This is a genomic window from Alphaproteobacteria bacterium, from assembly GCA_019695395.1.
Lineage (GTDB): Bacteria > Pseudomonadota > Alphaproteobacteria > JAEUKQ01 > JAIBAD01 > JAIBAD01.
In genome coordinates this window covers 15,116-32,655 of the sequence record JAIBAD010000009.1, presented here as the reverse complement: position 1 = coordinate 32,655, position 17,540 = coordinate 15,116, and the positions used below count along the sequence as shown (strand labels likewise).

Genomic DNA, 17,540 nt, shown 5'->3' with positions numbered 1-17,540 from the left:
TTATTACCTTTGAAAAGCTTCTATTAATAATTTGGCTTTGGCTAGACATTCTTCATATTCAGAATGTGGGTTTGAATCAATAACAATACCGGAACCCACATGAAAAGAGCCAAGATTTTTTGTTAAAACAATTGTTCTAATTGCAATATTTGTATCCATCGATTGATCAAATCCAATATAGCCAATAGATCCGCAATAAGAGCCACGGGGATAATGCTCTAATTTATCAATAATAGTCATGGCACTTATTTTAGGTGCTCCAGTAATAGATCCACCTGGAAAACAAGCAATGAAAAGATCTATAGCATCTTTATCTTCTTTTAATTTTCCTGTTATAGTTGAAACCAGATGAAATATACTAGGATAAGTTTCTAATTTAAAAAGTTGGGGTACAGTTACACTATGATCTTCGCACACTTTAGATAAATCATTTCGTAGCAAATCAACAATCATTAAATTTTCACTTTGATCTTTGGGGTTGTTTTGCAATAAAGATGCATTTTTATTGTCTAGATTTTTATTTTTGTGCCTTGGAATTGTACCCTTGATTGGTGATGTTGTAACATTACCATGATCCAGTTTTAAAAAACGTTCAGGTGAAGATGAAATAATTTTTATATCATCGAAATTTAAATAAGCCGAAAAGGGGGCAGGATTAATAGTTTTAAGAATATAATATAATCGTTGGGCATTATAATATTCTGGTAATTTAACGAAAAACGGAAAAGTGAAGTTTGTTTGGTATATTTGTCCCTGATATAAATAGGATATTATTTTATCTATTTTTTCTGTATATTCTTTTTCTGTTAAGAAGGCTTTTGGTATAGAAGGTTTTTTTGAATGATAGTCAAAAATTTTAATTGGTTGGTCGAATCTTTTTTTTATAGCTTCTATTTGTAATTTTGCCTTATTACCTCGTGTAAAAAGATAAACGGATTTTTTATGATGATCAAAAGCAAGTACTTGATCATAAAATCCTAAAACTATGTCAGGTGTCTTTTGAAATAGCTCTTTGGTTTCTATCGTAAATCCAAGGAAACGCGCTGATTCATATCCCCAAAATCCAGCTATTCCTGTTTGAAAAGGGGGTAAATTTGGCAATGGCTTAAAAGAAAATTTTTGAATTATTTTTTTAAGAAAAGAATATGGATTTTCTTTAATAATTATATCATTTAATGTATGATAATGATTATGGCTTTTAAAAACCATAAAAGGATTGAAAACAATAAAACTGTAATGATTGTAAATGGGTTCTTGCCCGTTACTTTCGAATAAAATAAATCCTGGCATTTGATCGAAACATGGTAAAAGATCGCCTGGATTACGCCAAGGTAATAAAGTAACTTTAACTTCGGATTGATATATATCTTGGTAAAAATTTAAATCCATAGAATGATTCATATAATTTATTTGGCTTTACTATAGTTCATATTGTTTTTAACATTGGCGTTATTGGTAATAAATAGTTTTTTTTAATTTCGGTTATGCAAGAAAACCAACATCAATTCGATTTTAATAATGTGCGTTCCTTGGCTGGAAAGTTATGGAAATTTTGTTCTTATGATGAACGAGCAGCCTTGGGTTTCCAACGATTTCTTAATATTGATGAACTATTCGCTCGTTTGCTTACTATACGAAAAGTTGATTTAAAGCAGGCACAATTTTATTTATCGCCTAATTTAAAATATTTTATGCCTGATCCATTATTATTGAATGATATGGATAAAGCTATTGGACGTCTTTATCAAGCAATTATTACAGGGGAAAATATTGCAGTATTTGGTGATTATGATGTTGATGGGGCAACATCAGCAGCTTTATTAAAATTATTTTTTAAAACACTTGGAATTCCACTTACTCTTTATATCCCAGATCGTTTTAAAGAAGGATATGGGCCAAACATTGCGGCTTTAAAAAAATTAAAAGAGCAAAATATTCAAGTGGTCATAACAGTTGATTGTGGAATTACATCTTTTGATCCATTAGCTGAAGCCGCAGAGCTGGGTTTGGATATCATTGTTATTGATCATCATGCCGCATCTTTTGAATTACCTAAAGCGGTGGCTGTTATTAACCCTAATCGTTTGGATACAGAACCTACTCTTCACCAAAGCACAAAACATTTAGCCGCCGTGGGTGTAACATTTTTATTAATTGTAGCACTTAATCGCCATTTACGTTTAGCATCATTTTATTCAGAAAATCGTCCAGAGCCAGATTTACGACAATGGTTAGATTTAGTGGCTTTGGGAACTGTATGTGATGTTGTTCCTTTATCTGGGCTTAATCGGGCTTTTGTTAAATTGGGATTAGCCGCATTAGCAAAAAGAAAAAATATAGGCCTTACAGCTTTATGTGATATTGCTGGTATTAATGATAGCCCAACTTCGTATCATTTAGGTTTTATGTTAGGGCCCAGGATCAACGCAGGTGGGCGAATTGGAACATCAGATTTAGGGGTCAAATTATTATCATCTGATAGTATTATTGATGCGAAACAATTGGCATTAGAACTTGATTATTTGAATAAAGAACGCGGTAATCTTGAAAAAGATGCAATTAATCAAGCAATTTCATCTGTATATTCTAAGGGATATCAGCAAGATAAACCATTTGTTTTAGCTTCATCATCTGAATGGCATCCTGGAATTATTGGGATTATAGCTGCACGATTAAAAGATCATTTTAATGTACCAGCTTTTGTTATTTCTTGGCAGGATAAAATCGGTAAAGGATCTGCAAGATCAATTCCAGATTTTGATTTGGGCAGTGCCGTAATTGCCGCACGCCAAGAAGGTATATTAATTGAGGGTGGGGGGCATGCCATGGCAGCAGGTTTGACCATTGACCAAGACAAAATTTTGGAATTTGAAAAATTTTTATCATCCCATTTGTTGCGGCAAACAAATAATGTTATTCCTGTACCTGAAATTCATATTGATGGTATTTTATCGACGCAATCATTTGATGACTATTTATATGATCAATTAACTTATCTTGCCCCATTTGGTAGCGGAAATCCTGAACCCAAATTTTTAATGCCTTTTATGAAAATTATTAAAGCTGATATTGTGGGACAAAATCATGTAAGATGTATGATTATAGGGAAAAGTGGCCGGGCGGTTAAAGCTATTGCCTTTCGCTGCGTAGAAAATACTTTGGGTTCTTTTTTATTAAAAAAACAATCAAAGCTTCATTTGATTGGGCAAATAAAATCCCAAAAATGGCAAAATCAAACCACACTTCAATTTATTATTGAAGATGCAATGCCAGTAGTTGAATGATATATAATTTTTCTGCTTATTTGATCTATTTTATTTTTATAAAAATTAAATTTGCCTAAGAAACTTCATTTATACTTTAAAAAAGTATATACTTTGTAATAACATTTAAGGATCTTAATTATAAAAATTAATCTGATTAAAATTGGTAATTCTCAAGGGATACGTCTTCCGAAATCTTTGATTAAAGAATGTAATTTTGAAGATGAAATTGAAATAACTGTACAAAATAAAAAGATTATTCTTTCTCCTGTTGTCCATTCTATAAAAAAAATACCAAGAAAGAGGTGGGGCAATTCTTTTAAACTTATGGCTGAAAGAGAGGATGATAAACAGTTGAATCCAGACATTTCAAACCAGTGGGATCAAGATAATTGGAAATGGTAAATAAAAGGATTAAACGTTTTGATGTGTATCAGACGGTACTTGATCCCACTAAAAAAGGTGTAGAAATAAAGAAAACCAGGCCATGTTTAATTATTTCTCCTGATGAAATGAATTTTTATATTCAAACAGTAATTATTGCCCCATGACAAGTGTTTTACGTCCTTATCCAACAAGGATATCTTGTACTTTTATGAATAAAGAAGAACAAATTATTTTAGATCAAATCCAAACTATTGATAAAAATCGGCTACTTAAAAAAATGGGATCTATTAATCAAAAAATAGCACGTGAAATTTGCCAAATTTTATCTGAAATGTTTGCTTATTAGTTTTAGTATTTTTTTATTAATATAAAATAAGTTTGGTTGATAAAAAAAGACCCCCGAAATATTTTCGAAGGGTCTAAGTTAGGATATAATGCAAAAGTGAAAAATAATCAGAATAGTGATTATAAACTAATCAATTTTCCTATACTTGAAAAGTATTTTTTATAAAAAACTAAAGTCCATTTTTATTTAATAACGGTTTCCGTTCTTTTACATTAAAATAACTCATTGTTTAAATAGATTTAATAATAGCTTTATATTTGAATACATATTAAATATTATAATGAATATGTATAGAATAGTTAATAGTAAATTTTTATATATAAGTTTAGTATAATAAATCAAAAAAAAATGGCTTTTTATATTAATATTAAACAATAAATAATACATTTTATTATTTATTGAATAAATCGTTATATTATGTTTATTACTATATTATTTGAATTAAAATAATTGAAGATTTAATGTCACAATGATGTACATATCTTTATATACTTGTTTTTCCAGAATTTTATTGGATTAAATTTTTATTTGTAATTCTCTCCAAGAGAATAATGATTCTAAATTAATGTAAGTTAATTTTTATGTATTCGATAAAAAATTTAAACATAATAAAATTAAACTGTCTCCTAATTTTAATACTGAAAAATCATATTTTGCTAACTATATAAATTAAACTAATTTATAGATGAATATTATGTATTTGAAATGAATAGCGATTTGTGTGTATAAAATAAGGGCTAGCATGATTAAAAACTTTATAAAATATACGTGTCAGTAATTATAAAGATAATCATTAAAACGTTTTGCTATAAAGGGGGAAAGAACAATGGCTTGATTCCGAAATGAATCAAGCCTAGTTCTTTTCTAAGATTATAATTCTAAGAGATATAAAAGATAATTGATGGTCTTAAAATATATTTGGATTATAATTATATAAACTTAATAATATTTTATGTTATTATGGTGATAATTATGATAACAAATAGGCTTATGCAAGTAACATAGATTATTTATTACATTAATTATAGTTTATTGAGGAAAGTGAAATAAATATGAAAATTAATATTGGTTTTTCAAATAATAAAAATTTATTCAATTATCCATTTGACAAAAAATATTCATTGAAAACTTGTTTTGGTATTAATACACCAATTTTAATGGCTGATGGGACAACTAAGATGATTGAAGATATAAAAATTGGTGATTGGGTTATGAGTTTTGAAGGATTAGATCAACTAAAACCAGGTCGTGTTATTAGAACATTTTCCCATGAAATTAATGATCTGTATGATTTAGATGGGTTAAAAGTTACAGCAAACCACCCATTTTTAACTTTACCCTATAGTATTGCTTCTAATATAGGCGAAATGAATAATGAAAAAATAATTAATGATAATACAGATAAGCTTTATGAAAAAAAAACAACCCCAAAAAAACCTCATAAAGTATGGTTAGATTTTTTTCCAAATCGATCAAAGAAAAATTCTTCTCTTAGGAATTCAAACCATTCTTCTACGGTGTCAATGACAACAGGTTATCAGCAAGTTCGAGTAAATAGCCAAATACCTGCTTTTATGGATGTATCAAATGATGATATGCAACCTTTTCCGATGTCTCCTGGTATAGTTAATAATACATTACCAGTTCAAACAACTAATCAATTCCAGCTTTCTTATCAACCGTTAGGGATGATTGATAAAACTTATTGTTTGGTTAAAGCTAATGGGTTAATGGTTAAACCACCATCTTTAAAATTATTAACAGGTAACCATCTTGTTTATAATTTTACGGTTGAAGGTTGGCATACCTATATAGCAGGGGGCTATCGTGTGCATAATAAATAATTGGGTTTAATTAATTATAAACACTTAAATAAATAATATTTTTGAATAGTGATCTTGCTATATTTATTGTGTAATTAAAATATGATTTGGTTGGTTCTTAATACGATCAAACCAAGCACGAATTGCTGGATAAGATGTAAAGTCAAAGCCACCTTCATGGGCCACATGGGTATAAGCATAAAGGGCGATATCACTTATTGTATAACAATTTGCTACAAAAAAATCATTTGTACTTAAATGTTTTTCCATAACATCTAGGGCAGCATATCCTTTTTTATGTAAATTTGGAAGTTCAGCTAATCTTGGGCTATCGGGCTGTAAATGCTTTACAAAACGTGCTACTGCAACATAAGGTTCATGACTATATTGTTCAAAGAACATCCATTGAAGAATGCGGGCACGATTTAATTTTCCTTCAGGTAAAAAAGGTGTGTTTTCGGCAAAATACCATATAATAGCATTAGATTCTGCCAGTATATTTCCATCTTCTAATTCAACAGCCGGGACTTTTCCATTAACATTTTTAGAAAGAAATTCAGTAGTTCTTGTCCCACCTTTAAAAATATCCATTTCAATGCGTTTAAACTTTTTGGCTAATTGGGTAAGTAGAAGTCTAATTTTATAGCAATTACCAGAGATAGCACTGTCATAAAGTGTAATCATCAAAATGTTCCTTCAATTTTTTGTTAATTTAAATTATATAAGTTCATTATAGCTAGCCTTTTTTAAAAAAATAAAGAAGATAAAGAAAATTAAGCTTTAAATGATGATTGTTAGTCAATTTTAAATTAATTTCACAAAAACAGCTATTTATTGGTAATAGAACAATATAGAACTAGGTTGACAATTAGTAAGTAATTTTTTTATAGTATGAAAAATTTACGTAATTTTAATATAGGATAGTTGTAAGGCTATGAAAATTGTTAATTCTCTAAAATCTGCCAAAGCCAGACACAAAGATTGTAGAATTGTTCGCCGCAAAGGCAAGGTTTATATTATTAATAAAACAAATCCACGTTTTAAAGCTCGTCAAGGTTAATTAAATTTATCAATAATTTGTTAGATTTAATATCTAACAGTATTAATATTGATCAGCCTAATGGCATAACTTTCTTTTTGTGTTCGTCATAATGAATAATGCTGATCTTCGTTTAATTCTCAGTTTAGCGTTAGCTGGTACATTAGGTGGGATTCTAAGTGGTATACAAAGTAAACGTGGCTTTGTCCTTCCCTCAATCACATTAGTTAATCAAAAGAGATCCTATCATCTAGGTTTCATAGGAGATGCTTTATCTGGGTTAGTTGGTACCTTAGCTATTTTCCTTTTAATGCCAGTTAATCCTACCCCTGAAGGAGTTATAAATTTTATTCGTTTTATAGCTTTATCCTTGTTAAGCGGATATTGTTTTAATGCTTTGGTAGAATGGGTTTTTGTTCGTACCACAAAAGGGATAGAAGAACGGGCAAAAACAATTGAAGAAAGAATTCGTTTCCAAATTGAACAAAGTAAAAGAGACGGGGAAATATTAATTTTAATTAATGAGCTTTTACGTGGTATCGATGGCCCCGATATGAGCCAAGACGATTTTAATAAAATTGTTACAAGTGCATCTTCAAAAACGAGGGCACAAATTTATATCCAAGCAAATGATCATCGTATATTGCATACACCAAAAAGGCCAGAAGTAATGGAAAGGGTTTTACCTATTTTTACGGCCTTAGCTGTGGTAGAACCTATGGAAAGTGCGCATCGATGTTATGCGCAATTAGGAATGGTTTTAAAAGATAAATCTGATCCTGATTTTTTAGCAGCTAGAGAGGCATTCGATTTTGCTATAAGTTTAAGAAATCAATCTGGTCATCAAGGTGCTCCATATTATGAATATCAAAGAGCTGTATGTAATATAGTGCTTGATAGTGAAAATGAAGATACAGATAAAGATCGAATTAATAATATTATTCTGACGGATTTACGTTTTGCAACACGTTATCCGCGTACAGCTCAAGCTATTTCTCAAGATGAAATAGTGAATGATTGGCTTTATAAAAATGGGTATTCATCAACAATTTTAGAACAAGAATAAGTTTGGTAGTACAGTATAATAAAGGTCATATTGAATATGTATAGATTACTTTTTTTTATTGCTTTGTTTAGTGCGTCCTATGCCGTGGCTGATCAACGTGATCCCCGATTATCAGATCTTTTTGATAATTTACAAAAAACTAAAAATGTGTTTGAAGCTGAAACAACAGAACGTTTGATTTGGGATATATGGTTACAAGCGCCGGATTTAAAATCAGATCAATTAATGAAGACCGGAATTGAAGCTATGGCTGTTAGAAATTATGCAGTAGCATTAAAAAATTTTGATGAATTGATTAACCTTTATCCAGATTTTGCAGAAGGTTGGTATAAAAGAGCAAATTTGTATTATTTAATGGAAGATTATGATCAAGCAATTCAAAATTTAAATCAAACTCTTATGCTTGAACCAAGACATTTTGGTGCATTATCTTTGTTAGGTCTTATAAAAGTAAAACAAAATTTAGAGAGTGACGCGTTAGGGAATTACGAAAAAGTATTAGCGATCCACCCTAATATGAATGGAATGAAAGATAGGGTTGAAGAATTACGCAATCTTATTAGAGAGCGTTCTTTATAATTAATAGGTTAATCTCTTTTCAATAGTTAAAGGTATTTTCGCAAGATAATCTGCGATGCGTTCGCCTGCCTTTCCATCTCCATACATGGTATCGGATTTGGTAAAACCATTTTGAAGATGTTTTTTAATAGCTGACATAATTTCTGTCCGATTATAATCTACATCAATTACATTTTTGCCACGATCGCGTCCTGCTTGTCTGGTACCAATATTGACGGCAGGTACACCTAAATAAGAACATTCTCGGATTGCAACACTTGAATTACCTATAATACATTTGCTTTTCATCAAAAGCTGAATGAAATGTTCAGGCGGTATATTTTTAAAGAAATGAGCGTTTGTTAAAAGATTCCTTTCACGAAAATTTCTAATACCTTTTGACGTACCATCTGATCCTGCATCAACATTTGGCCAAAACCAAAGGGTAGGTATCTTCATTTCTGAAATAGCGTAAAGTGTTTCTTCAATATGACGACGGGCATCACTATATTCTGTTGTAACAGGATGCTGCATAACAACAAGATACCCATGTGTTAGATCCAGGGTAGGACCAACCCCATTATACACATCAAAAATACTTTTGTTAAAAAATATGGGATCTAAACTAGCTTTTTTTGCAATATCAATAGATGGACATCCGGTGATATAAACCTGATCAGGATTTTCCCCCATTTTAATAACCCGCTCTGCTGCATGTGATGATGCAACAAAATGTATATCAGCTAGTTTAGTAATAGCATGGCGGACTTTTTCATCAATTGATCCTGTCACTTCACCCCCTTGAACATGGGCAAGGGGAATATTCATATAAGCGGCGGCGACAGCTGTTGCCATCGTTTCAAATCGGTCCGCGATACTAATGACAACATCTGGTTTTAAATCATCAAAAGCTGTTGCCAATTCTGCCATACCAAATCCTGTTGATTTGGCAGAAGTAATAAGATTTTCACCTTCTAAAATCATATAAACATGTCGATCGATTTTAAAACCTTCTTTTTCAATAACACTAATTGCATTACCATAACGGTCCAATAAGGCTGATGCTGCAATAACAAGTTGTAATTCTAAAGAAGGGTGATTTCTAATTGCTTCTAATGCTGTACGAATTCTGGCATAACTAGGACGCGCAGTTATAACGACACAAATTTTTCTTTTCATAATTTTTCAATATCTTCCATTTTAAGAAATGTATTTTGGATTACATTATGGACAAGTCGTTTGCCAATAAATTCATTAATTTTATTACCTGGTATCCCAGTCCCTGGTTTTTTTAAAGTTAAATGATGTGGTTCAAGAATAGTACCAGCAGGTAGATCTTGTTTTACAACAATACTTTTCATAAAGATACTGCGTAAAGATTGGATATCTTCAGGTAAAGTTGATTTATCTACAGGATTGCTTTTCATCTTTTCAATATATCTTATACCTTGAACAAGTTGTTTAAATTGATCACACGTTAAAGATGCAATAACATCTGGTCCAAACATAAATGGACTTAATGTAATATGAACTTCTAAAACCTCGATACCCAATGTAGCTGCTGCTAACCCTGGAAAAATAGAGGCAGAATGGTCACTTAAACCAACAGCCAGATCAGGGTATTTTTGACGAAATGTTTCAATAACATTTAAACCCACATATTCAGGTGGACATGGGTAACTTGATGCAGCTTGCATCACCGCAAGAGGTGCAGAACTTTTTTTTAGTTTTTTAATAATTGTATCGATTTCATCATAGGTGCTCATCCCAGTTGACATCATGATAGGTAGTTTTGTTTTCACTATCGCATCAAGCATTAAATCGTTGCTAAGTTCGCCTGACGCAATTTTCCAGCCAGCAAGTCCACCAATACGTAGCAAAAGATCGGCAGCCTCTAACGAAAAAGGTGAACTTAAAAATAAAAGGTCTCGTTGGTGGGCATGATCCCGAAGCCCTGACCACTGTTCTTCGGTAAATTCCATTCTTTTCCAATATTCATATCGTGTTTTATCTTGTTTGCTAAAAATTTTACGCCATGGTTCACCTGGTGTGCTTTCTGCATCGGCAATATGCGTTTGAAATTTAACAGCATCCGCACCACAATCTGCTAAGGCATCAATAAAAGCATGTGCCATACCCAAACTTCCGTCATGTGATTGAGCAACTTCCCCTATAATGGTGCAGGGTTGGCCAAGTTTTGGATTATGAAGCCATGTTGTCATAAATAATCATTTCTTTCTTTATCATAAGCAAATCTGGCAAGTTCAAGATCATAAGGATCATCAATATTAATAATTGGTCGGTCAATAATAACAGCCGCACAATTTTTTTCAACAATATAGCCATGATTTATTAAAGTATCACGTTTTACGGCATAGCATAATCCATTTCGCGTGTAATAAGAAGGAATAGCTTGTCGGTTGGAATATTTATGACCATCTTCACAATAAAAGTGAAGAACATCAGATTGATCAAGTGTAAAAATTTTTTGGGGGGTATAATGTCCTGGCACTTTACTTACAGTTGTGGCAGCATCAAAATTTCCAGCAAGCATGGTTGTTAATGTTTTTTCAATTTCATCAGTTTTTCTTAACGGGGTGGTTGGTTGTAAAAGAATAGAAATATCAAATTGGCAGTCCCATAATTCTTCACATGTAAGCCACGCATGTTTCCAAGCATCTGCACCTGTTGCTGTATCGGATGCAAGATTAGCAGGACGCATAAAAGGAACCTCAATGCCATATTTTAACCCTTCATCAGCAATTTTTTGATCATCTGTACTTAAAACTATTCGATCGATCCATTTAAGTTTTTTAGCAACATTAGCACTGTGTCCGATAAGGGATATATTACCGATTTTTTGAAGATTTTTATAAGGAATACCTTTGCTTCCCCCACGTGCGGGGATAACAGCAAGAATTTTATAATTTTTCCATGTCATGGTTTAGAACCTAATTCCAATTGCTCCATAATATTTGCTACTTCTTGATCACGAAAATCCAATGAATTTTTTAAGCCATCTATGACACCTAACCGATTTTCTTTAGAATGATGTTGGTTCATTTTTAAAGAACATTCAACCTTTGTAACATTAAATTCAAGTCCAACAATAGCTTTGCTTAATCCTGTAATATAATCTTGGGGTGCATCAGAAATTTTCCAAGGTTCTTTTTGATTATGTTCATTACGAGAAACTAATTTTTCTAAGTGATCTATAATCCATTCGGGTTCGTTATGTTGTTGAACATGTCCATGTAAATGAAGAATTTGATAATTCCAAGTTGGGACAGCTTTACCCGTTTTTTTCTTTGTATCATACCAACCAGGATGAATATAGGTATGAGCACCCTGGAAAATAACCATAGCTGGATTTGTTGGAATAGCATGTTTCCATAATTCGTTAGCTTTTGAGATATGACCTTTTAAAATAATTTGTTCACCATTTTCTTCCCAAAGTAAGGGTAAGTGGCTGGAAATAAACCTTTGCTCTGAAAAAATGATTAAAACACCAAATTGAATAGTTTCAACTATTTTTTTCCATTCTTTTTTTTCTTCAATACGAAATTGCTTAGGAATAAACATATTTTCTATAATAATTATTTTAAATTAAAAATAGTTAACGATTAAAAATTTATGTCTATAGAGATATCTTATTTGCGCGATAAAGTATAGGGTAGTATTTAAGAGAATTGAATATTTTGATAAGCCAAGGTACATTATTTTTATTTCAATGAATTATTTATTTTTTGAATATGAGGCTAAGTTTTATGCGTAAGATTGTTTGTTGGGGAATTTTGTTTTTTTCTTTTTTTGTCCCATGGAATTTGGTATTTTCACAGCAATTACCAGAAAAATCAGATCTTATTTGGGCAGAACTTGCCCAACAAGCAGATAATCTTTCTTTTGATATACAAAAAAGTTTATCTGATAATAATAAAAATATACAAATTCCTGCATTACGTAAACAAATAGCTATTGATCAAGCTTCTGGCGATATCCAATCGGTTATCAAAAATTTAAAATTAATTCTGACGTTACCAAAACAAAATACAAGTGAAAATTGGGTTAATCTTGGTAAGGCATTAAAGCAAACTGGGTCTATGGATTTTATTGCGGCAGATTATCAAGCTTATAAAATTGAGCCATCAGCCCAAGGTCAAGTTAAAATTTTAAATGAAATTGCAGCATGGTATGAAGAAAATAACCAACCTTCTTATGCGTTAATTATTTATAGAAAAAGCCAAGAAATATTTTCAAACAATACAGCGCAAGGTAAAATAGAATTTTTTGAAAATAACATGAAATTTTCTATTCAATCTTCATCCCTAAACGATGAAGGTGATCAGCGTTTATTATGTATAACATTTACAGAAAAATTACCTACTAATTCAAATCAATTTTGGATGGATTATATTAAAATTGAACCAAAAATTGATCCGCTTATTTCGGTGAAAGATGAAAATTTATGTGTATCAGGTTTTAATTACGAACAAAAATATACAGTTAACATTTTAGCAGGTATTCCTAGTATTTTAGGAAATAAGCTTAATAAAAACGAACAAATTATTGTCAATCAAGCTTCAAGAACTCCAAGCCTAGGATTTCAGGGATCGTCCTATGTATTACCTAAAATAGGAACGCAAGGTATACCATTAATTTCAGTTAATTATAATCAAGCTTCTTTAAAACTTTTAAGAATTAATGATAGAAATATGATATCCCAAGCTTTACAAAAAGATGGAGATTTCTTTTATTCTTTTTTGGCATCTCTTGATTCATATAGTCAAGAACGAATTGCTAATAATTATGGTGAAAAGATATGGCAAGGTACCGTTGATATCAAAAACGTACCTAATCAAAAAATTATTACGTCTATTCCTATTACAGCTATAATTAAAGATATCAAACCAGGGGTTTATGTTTTAACAGCAGCACCAGTAAAAAAATATGATGATCATGGGTATCAAGTTTATGCAACGCAATGGGTAATCATTAGTGATCTGGGGTTAACAAGTTTTTGGGGACAAGATGGAATAACGGTTAATATCAGATCTTTGGCAACAACTAAACCAATTCAAGGTGCAAAAATAACATTATATGCCAAAAATAATGAAGAATTAATTTCTAAAGTTTCTGATGCAGATGGATTAGTTCATTTTGACCAAGGATTTGCGCGCGGTAGTGCAGGCAAAACACCACTTGCGGTTATGGCGAATTTGAATGATGATTTTTCTTTTTTAGATTTAGCTAAACCTGCTTTTGATTTAAGTGATCGTGGGGTAGGCGGGCGAGTATCACCTAATGCTTATGATCTCTATTTTTATACAGATCGTGGTGTGTATAGGCCAGGAGAAACGGTTCATTTGGTTGGTTTATTGCGTGATAAACAATCTAAGGCCGTGGAAAAATTACCATTGACACTTAAAACATATAGACCTGATGGAACAGAAGTTAATAAATTTATTCTTAATAACCAAGGTAGTGGTGGGTATATTTATGATCTTAATATTTCGGAAACAGCTAGAACAGGTCAATGGAAAATTATTGCGTATGCAGATCCAAATGATAAACCCATAGGGGAAATTACATATCTTGTTGAAGAAGTTGTACCAGCCAGAATTGAGGTCAAATTATCATCTGACGCTAAAAGAATTCTGCCTGCACAAGAAAATAATCTTAATATTCAAGCAAATTATTTATATGGGGCACCTGCTCAAAAATTGCTTATTAAATCTGAATTAAATATTTTGCAAAATCCAGAACCATTTCCTGGATATAAAGATTATCATTTTGGTCTTGTAGAAGAAGATTTTGTGCCAACACGTCAAGTATATGATGATGCATATACAGATGATAAAGGGCAATTTATATTGCCGATTAAAGCTATCAACGTTGAAACACTTACCCAACCACTTTTAGCTAAAATTAATGTTTCAGTTTTTGAGCCAAGCGGTAGACCAGTTATTGAAAATGCTGAATTACCTATTCAATCCCAAAATACTATGTTTGGAATTAAACCTTTGTTTGAAAATAGTACTGTATCGGAAAATAGCGAGGCTGCATTTTCTATCATTGCTGTAGATAGCGAAGGTAAAATACAAGATTATCCAAAATTATCTTGGCGTCTCATAGAAGAAAATTGGGATTATCAATGGTATTATAATGCTGGGTCTAATTTTTGGGATTATAAATTAATTGTTAGAGATAAAGTTATTAAACAAGGCGATTTAGCTTTAAGTAAAGACCAACCAGGAAAAATTGGTGAAAAATTAGCCTTTGGTCATTATCGATTTGAGGTTTCTGACCTAGAAACAGGGGTTGCATCCAGTATTCGATTTACATCAGGGTTTTCTGTTTTACCCACAGCTGGCGACACACCTGATACTTTAAAAATTGTTTCTGATAAAGAAACATATAAACCTGGTGATATGGCTCATATCATAATACATTCTCCATTTGATGGGGAAGCTTTATTGATGGTGGCAACTGATCGCATTTTATTTAAAAAGAACATTAAAATAACTAATAATCAAGATGTACCATTTGATTTAAAAGTTGATGAAAGTTGGGGGGCAGGTGCATATTTTATTGTAACAGCTTTTAGACCAGATTCTGGCAATAATATTTATGGCCCGAATAGAGCAATTGGTCTGAATTGGTTAGGTATTGATCAAACTATCCATAAATTTGATATAACGATGGATGTGCCAGAATACACAGCACCACGTCAGTCATTTAATGTTCCTATTCAAATTAATAATTTTCAAGGACAAGATAAAATATATCTAACACTTGCTGCCGTGGATGAAGGAATTTTGACATTAACAGATTATAAAGGTCCCGATCCTTTAACCTATTTTTTTGGAAAAAGACAATTGGGTGTCAATATTCGGGATCTTTATAGTCAATTAATAAAAGGTAAGTTAGGTGAAAGAGGCTTACTTAAAGAAGGTGGGGATAGTGTGACAAGACGCGGTACGCCATCAGAAATTAAACTTGTTTCATTATTTTCAGGGCTTGTTAATGTATCATCAGATGGTAAAGTAAATGTTCCTTTAAATATACCAGATTATAATGGTAAATTACGCTTAATGGCAGTAGCCTATAGTAAAGATAAAGTTGGATCATTAGAAAAAAATTTAATTGTACGGGATCCGTTGGTTGTGGAGGCACATTTACCAAGATTTTTAGCTTTAGCAGATACCAGTACCGCAACAATTATATTAAATAATTTGGAAGCACCAGAAGGTGATTATGAATTAGAGCTTGGTACAAAAAATAATTTAATTACTTTAAAACAAAACCAAGGAAAAATTCATTTAAAACCCCAACAAAATCAGCTTTATAAGGTTGGAATAATAGGAAAAGATATTGGTGTCGATACTTTAACAATGCGTCTGAAAGGACCAAATAATTTTGTATTGGAAAAGGAAGCATCTATTACTATTCGGTCTTCTCAATTCCCTGTTGTAAAAAATTCTTTAAAAAAGATTTTAGGACAAGAAAATTTAAAAATTGAAACAGAAGCTTTATCAAAATATATAAATTCTTCTGTAAAAATTGATTTGAACATTTCTTCTGGTTTGGATTTTGATTTTGTAAAAATTATCAAAGATTTAGATCTTTATCCTTATAGCGGATCTGAACAGATTATTAGCCGTTCTATACCTTTAATTTCTTTGGTAAAATTAAAAAAAGATCAGGTATTTCAACAAGAATTAGGATATAATGTAAAAGAACAGATTCAAAAATCTATTAATCTTATATTTGAAAAGCAAAGATGGGATGGTAGTTTTGGTCAATGGAATGCCTATGATAAAACGGATCCATGGCTTACATCTTATGCAATGGATTTTCTTATAGAAGCTCAACGAGCTGGTTTTACAATTTCTGAAAGCAATTTTAAAAAAGGGCTGGAATGGCTGGATCAATATATTAAAGCATATGATGATATGAAATCTTATGCTTTGGGTTCAAAAGCCTATGCGATATACATATTGGCCAAAGCTAATGCAGGTAATATATCAGATGCCCGTTATATGTTTGATAATTATATTGATCTGATGCCAACAGGATTAGCTACAGCACAAATTGGTGCAGCTTTAGCATTTTATGGGGATCAGTCACGTTCAACTAATGCGTTTAAAAAAGCGGTTACCAGAATTAAACGACGAGATGCAATGACCAATGATTATTATAATTATTATGATTACGGATCGGTTATAAGAGATCAAGCATTGCTTATCTATTTGCTTTTAGAAAGTAAAAATTCTGAAATTAATACAGGTGATTTAATCCAGGAGCTTTATGGTATGCTATTATCATCTAATACCTATGATAATTTAAGTACACAAGAAAAAGCATGGATTAGTTTGGTTGCACAATTAACTTATAAAGAAGTTGAAAATTTTGATCTATCAATTGATGGTATTGATGGAAAGAAAACAGGAAAAAATATTAAATTTCAATTTGATAAAAATACAATGCCAAAAAATGGTCTTAATATTCATAATTTAAATGATTTTCCTTTGTGGGTTAATTATACATTTTCAGCATTGCCCATTGCCGTTTTACCAGCAGAAGAAAAAGGTTTGGTTGTTAAAAAACAATTGTATAGTTTTGATGGTAAAAAAATTGATCCTTTAAAAATTAAACAAGGTGATATGTTTGTTGTTTTAATTGAAGGAAAAATGCAATCACCTGGTCAGCAAGACATACTGTTAACAGATTTATTGCCTGCAGGGTTAGAAATTGAAAATGCCCGATTAGCAAATAGTCGTTTAATTGAAGAATTAAGATGGTTGCCTCAATTAACGAATTTGACGTATAGCGAATTTTTAGATGATCGTTATAGGGCAGTTTTTAATCTTAATTCAAATGAAAAGCAGGGGCAATTTACAGTAGCTTATATTGTTCGTGCCGTTACATCAGGCTCATATATTTTGCCAGCATCTGTTGTAGAAGCAGCTTATGCGCCATCAATTAGAGGTAGAGGTATCCAATCATCTTTAACAATTTCTGATCGTTAGGTTATTTTGTGATTAGAGGTAAAAAGATA

At 31.4% G+C, this 17,540-nt stretch carries 13 protein-coding genes and 1 pseudogene; 8 read left to right on the top strand and 6 right to left on the bottom strand.

Annotated elements, in window-relative coordinates:
* Positions 1-3: 3 nt before the first annotated feature.
* The gene (gene pabB / locus K1X44_02675) at positions 4-1,389 is read right to left on the bottom strand and encodes an aminodeoxychorismate synthase component I (protein MBX7146195.1); all 1,386 of its coding nucleotides are present in this window, start codon (positions 1,387-1,389) and stop codon (positions 4-6) included.
* A 95-nt stretch (positions 1,390-1,484) separates the two neighbouring features.
* Here pabB and recJ point away from each other — a divergent pair, with 95 nt between their 5' ends.
* From recJ to K1X44_02655, 4 genes and pseudogenes are all read left to right on the top strand, one after another.
* Complete coding sequence (gene recJ / locus K1X44_02670) at positions 1,485-3,284, top strand: single-stranded-DNA-specific exonuclease RecJ (GenBank protein MBX7146194.1); 1,800 nt, start codon at positions 1,485-1,487, stop codon at positions 3,282-3,284.
* A gap of 120 nt (positions 3,285-3,404) precedes the next feature.
* Positions 3,405-3,668 carry an AbrB/MazE/SpoVT family DNA-binding domain-containing protein gene (locus tag K1X44_02665; GenBank protein ID MBX7146193.1) on the top strand — a complete coding sequence of 88 codons (264 nt, stop codon included), beginning with the start codon at positions 3,405-3,407 and terminating at the stop codon, positions 3,666-3,668.
* A pseudogene (locus tag K1X44_02660) lies at positions 3,662-3,996 on the top strand (type II toxin-antitoxin system PemK/MazF family toxin). Before K1X44_02665 ends, K1X44_02660 begins: the two are co-directional and overlap by 7 nt.
* Before the next feature lie 1,052 nt (positions 3,997-5,048).
* A complete protein-coding gene (locus K1X44_02655; GenBank protein ID MBX7146192.1) occupies positions 5,049-5,840 on the top strand; it encodes a hypothetical protein in 792 nt (263 codons plus the stop codon).
* A 63-nt stretch (positions 5,841-5,903) separates the two neighbouring features.
* On the opposite strand, the gene K1X44_02650 is transcribed toward K1X44_02655, so the two are convergent.
* A complete protein-coding gene (locus K1X44_02650) occupies positions 5,904-6,503 on the bottom strand; it encodes a glutathione S-transferase family protein (protein ID MBX7146191.1) in 600 nt (199 codons plus the stop codon).
* Between the two features lie 250 nt (positions 6,504-6,753).
* On the opposite strand from K1X44_02650, the gene ykgO reads away from it, so the two are divergent.
* From ykgO to K1X44_02635, 3 genes are all read left to right on the top strand, one after another.
* Positions 6,754-6,879: a type B 50S ribosomal protein L36 gene (gene ykgO / locus K1X44_02645; protein ID MBX7146190.1), complete on the top strand. Its 126-nt coding sequence runs from the start codon at positions 6,754-6,756 to the stop codon at positions 6,877-6,879.
* 91 nt (positions 6,880-6,970) lie between these two features.
* Positions 6,971-7,924, top strand: a complete 954-nt coding sequence (locus tag K1X44_02640; GenBank protein ID MBX7146189.1) for a hypothetical protein — start codon at positions 6,971-6,973, stop codon at positions 7,922-7,924.
* A 36-nt stretch (positions 7,925-7,960) separates the two neighbouring features.
* Positions 7,961-8,503, top strand: coding sequence for a tetratricopeptide repeat protein (locus K1X44_02635; protein ID MBX7146188.1), 543 nt, complete (start codon positions 7,961-7,963; stop codon positions 8,501-8,503).
* Here K1X44_02635 and neuC read toward each other — a convergent pair whose 3' ends face one another.
* Genes neuC through K1X44_02615 form a run of 4 tightly spaced genes read right to left on the bottom strand, consistent with a single transcriptional unit; the run spans position 8,504 to position 12,064 of the window.
* Entirely contained in the window at positions 8,504-9,661 is a 1,158-nt protein-coding gene (gene neuC, locus K1X44_02630; GenBank protein MBX7146187.1) for a UDP-N-acetylglucosamine 2-epimerase (hydrolyzing), read from the bottom strand. It abuts the gene before it with no gap.
* Positions 9,658-10,704: an N-acetylneuraminate synthase family protein gene (locus K1X44_02625; GenBank protein ID MBX7146186.1), complete on the bottom strand. Its 1,047-nt coding sequence runs from the start codon at positions 10,702-10,704 to the stop codon at positions 9,658-9,660. Before K1X44_02625 ends, neuC begins: the two co-directional genes overlap by 4 nt.
* Positions 10,701-11,423 carry an acylneuraminate cytidylyltransferase family protein gene (locus K1X44_02620; protein MBX7146185.1) on the bottom strand — a complete coding sequence of 241 codons (723 nt, stop codon included), beginning with the start codon at positions 11,421-11,423 and terminating at the stop codon, positions 10,701-10,703. The genes K1X44_02625 and K1X44_02620 overlap by 4 nt, the downstream gene beginning before the upstream one ends.
* A complete protein-coding gene (locus K1X44_02615) occupies positions 11,420-12,064 on the bottom strand; it encodes an FMN-binding negative transcriptional regulator (protein ID MBX7146184.1) in 645 nt (214 codons plus the stop codon). Before K1X44_02615 ends, K1X44_02620 begins: the two co-directional genes overlap by 4 nt.
* A 185-nt stretch (positions 12,065-12,249) precedes the next feature.
* Here K1X44_02615 and K1X44_02610 point away from each other — a divergent pair, with 185 nt between their 5' ends.
* The gene (locus K1X44_02610) at positions 12,250-17,511 is read left to right on the top strand and encodes an alpha-2-macroglobulin family protein (protein MBX7146183.1); all 5,262 of its coding nucleotides are present in this window, start codon (positions 12,250-12,252) and stop codon (positions 17,509-17,511) included.
* The last annotated feature ends 29 nt before the right edge of the window (positions 17,512-17,540 follow it).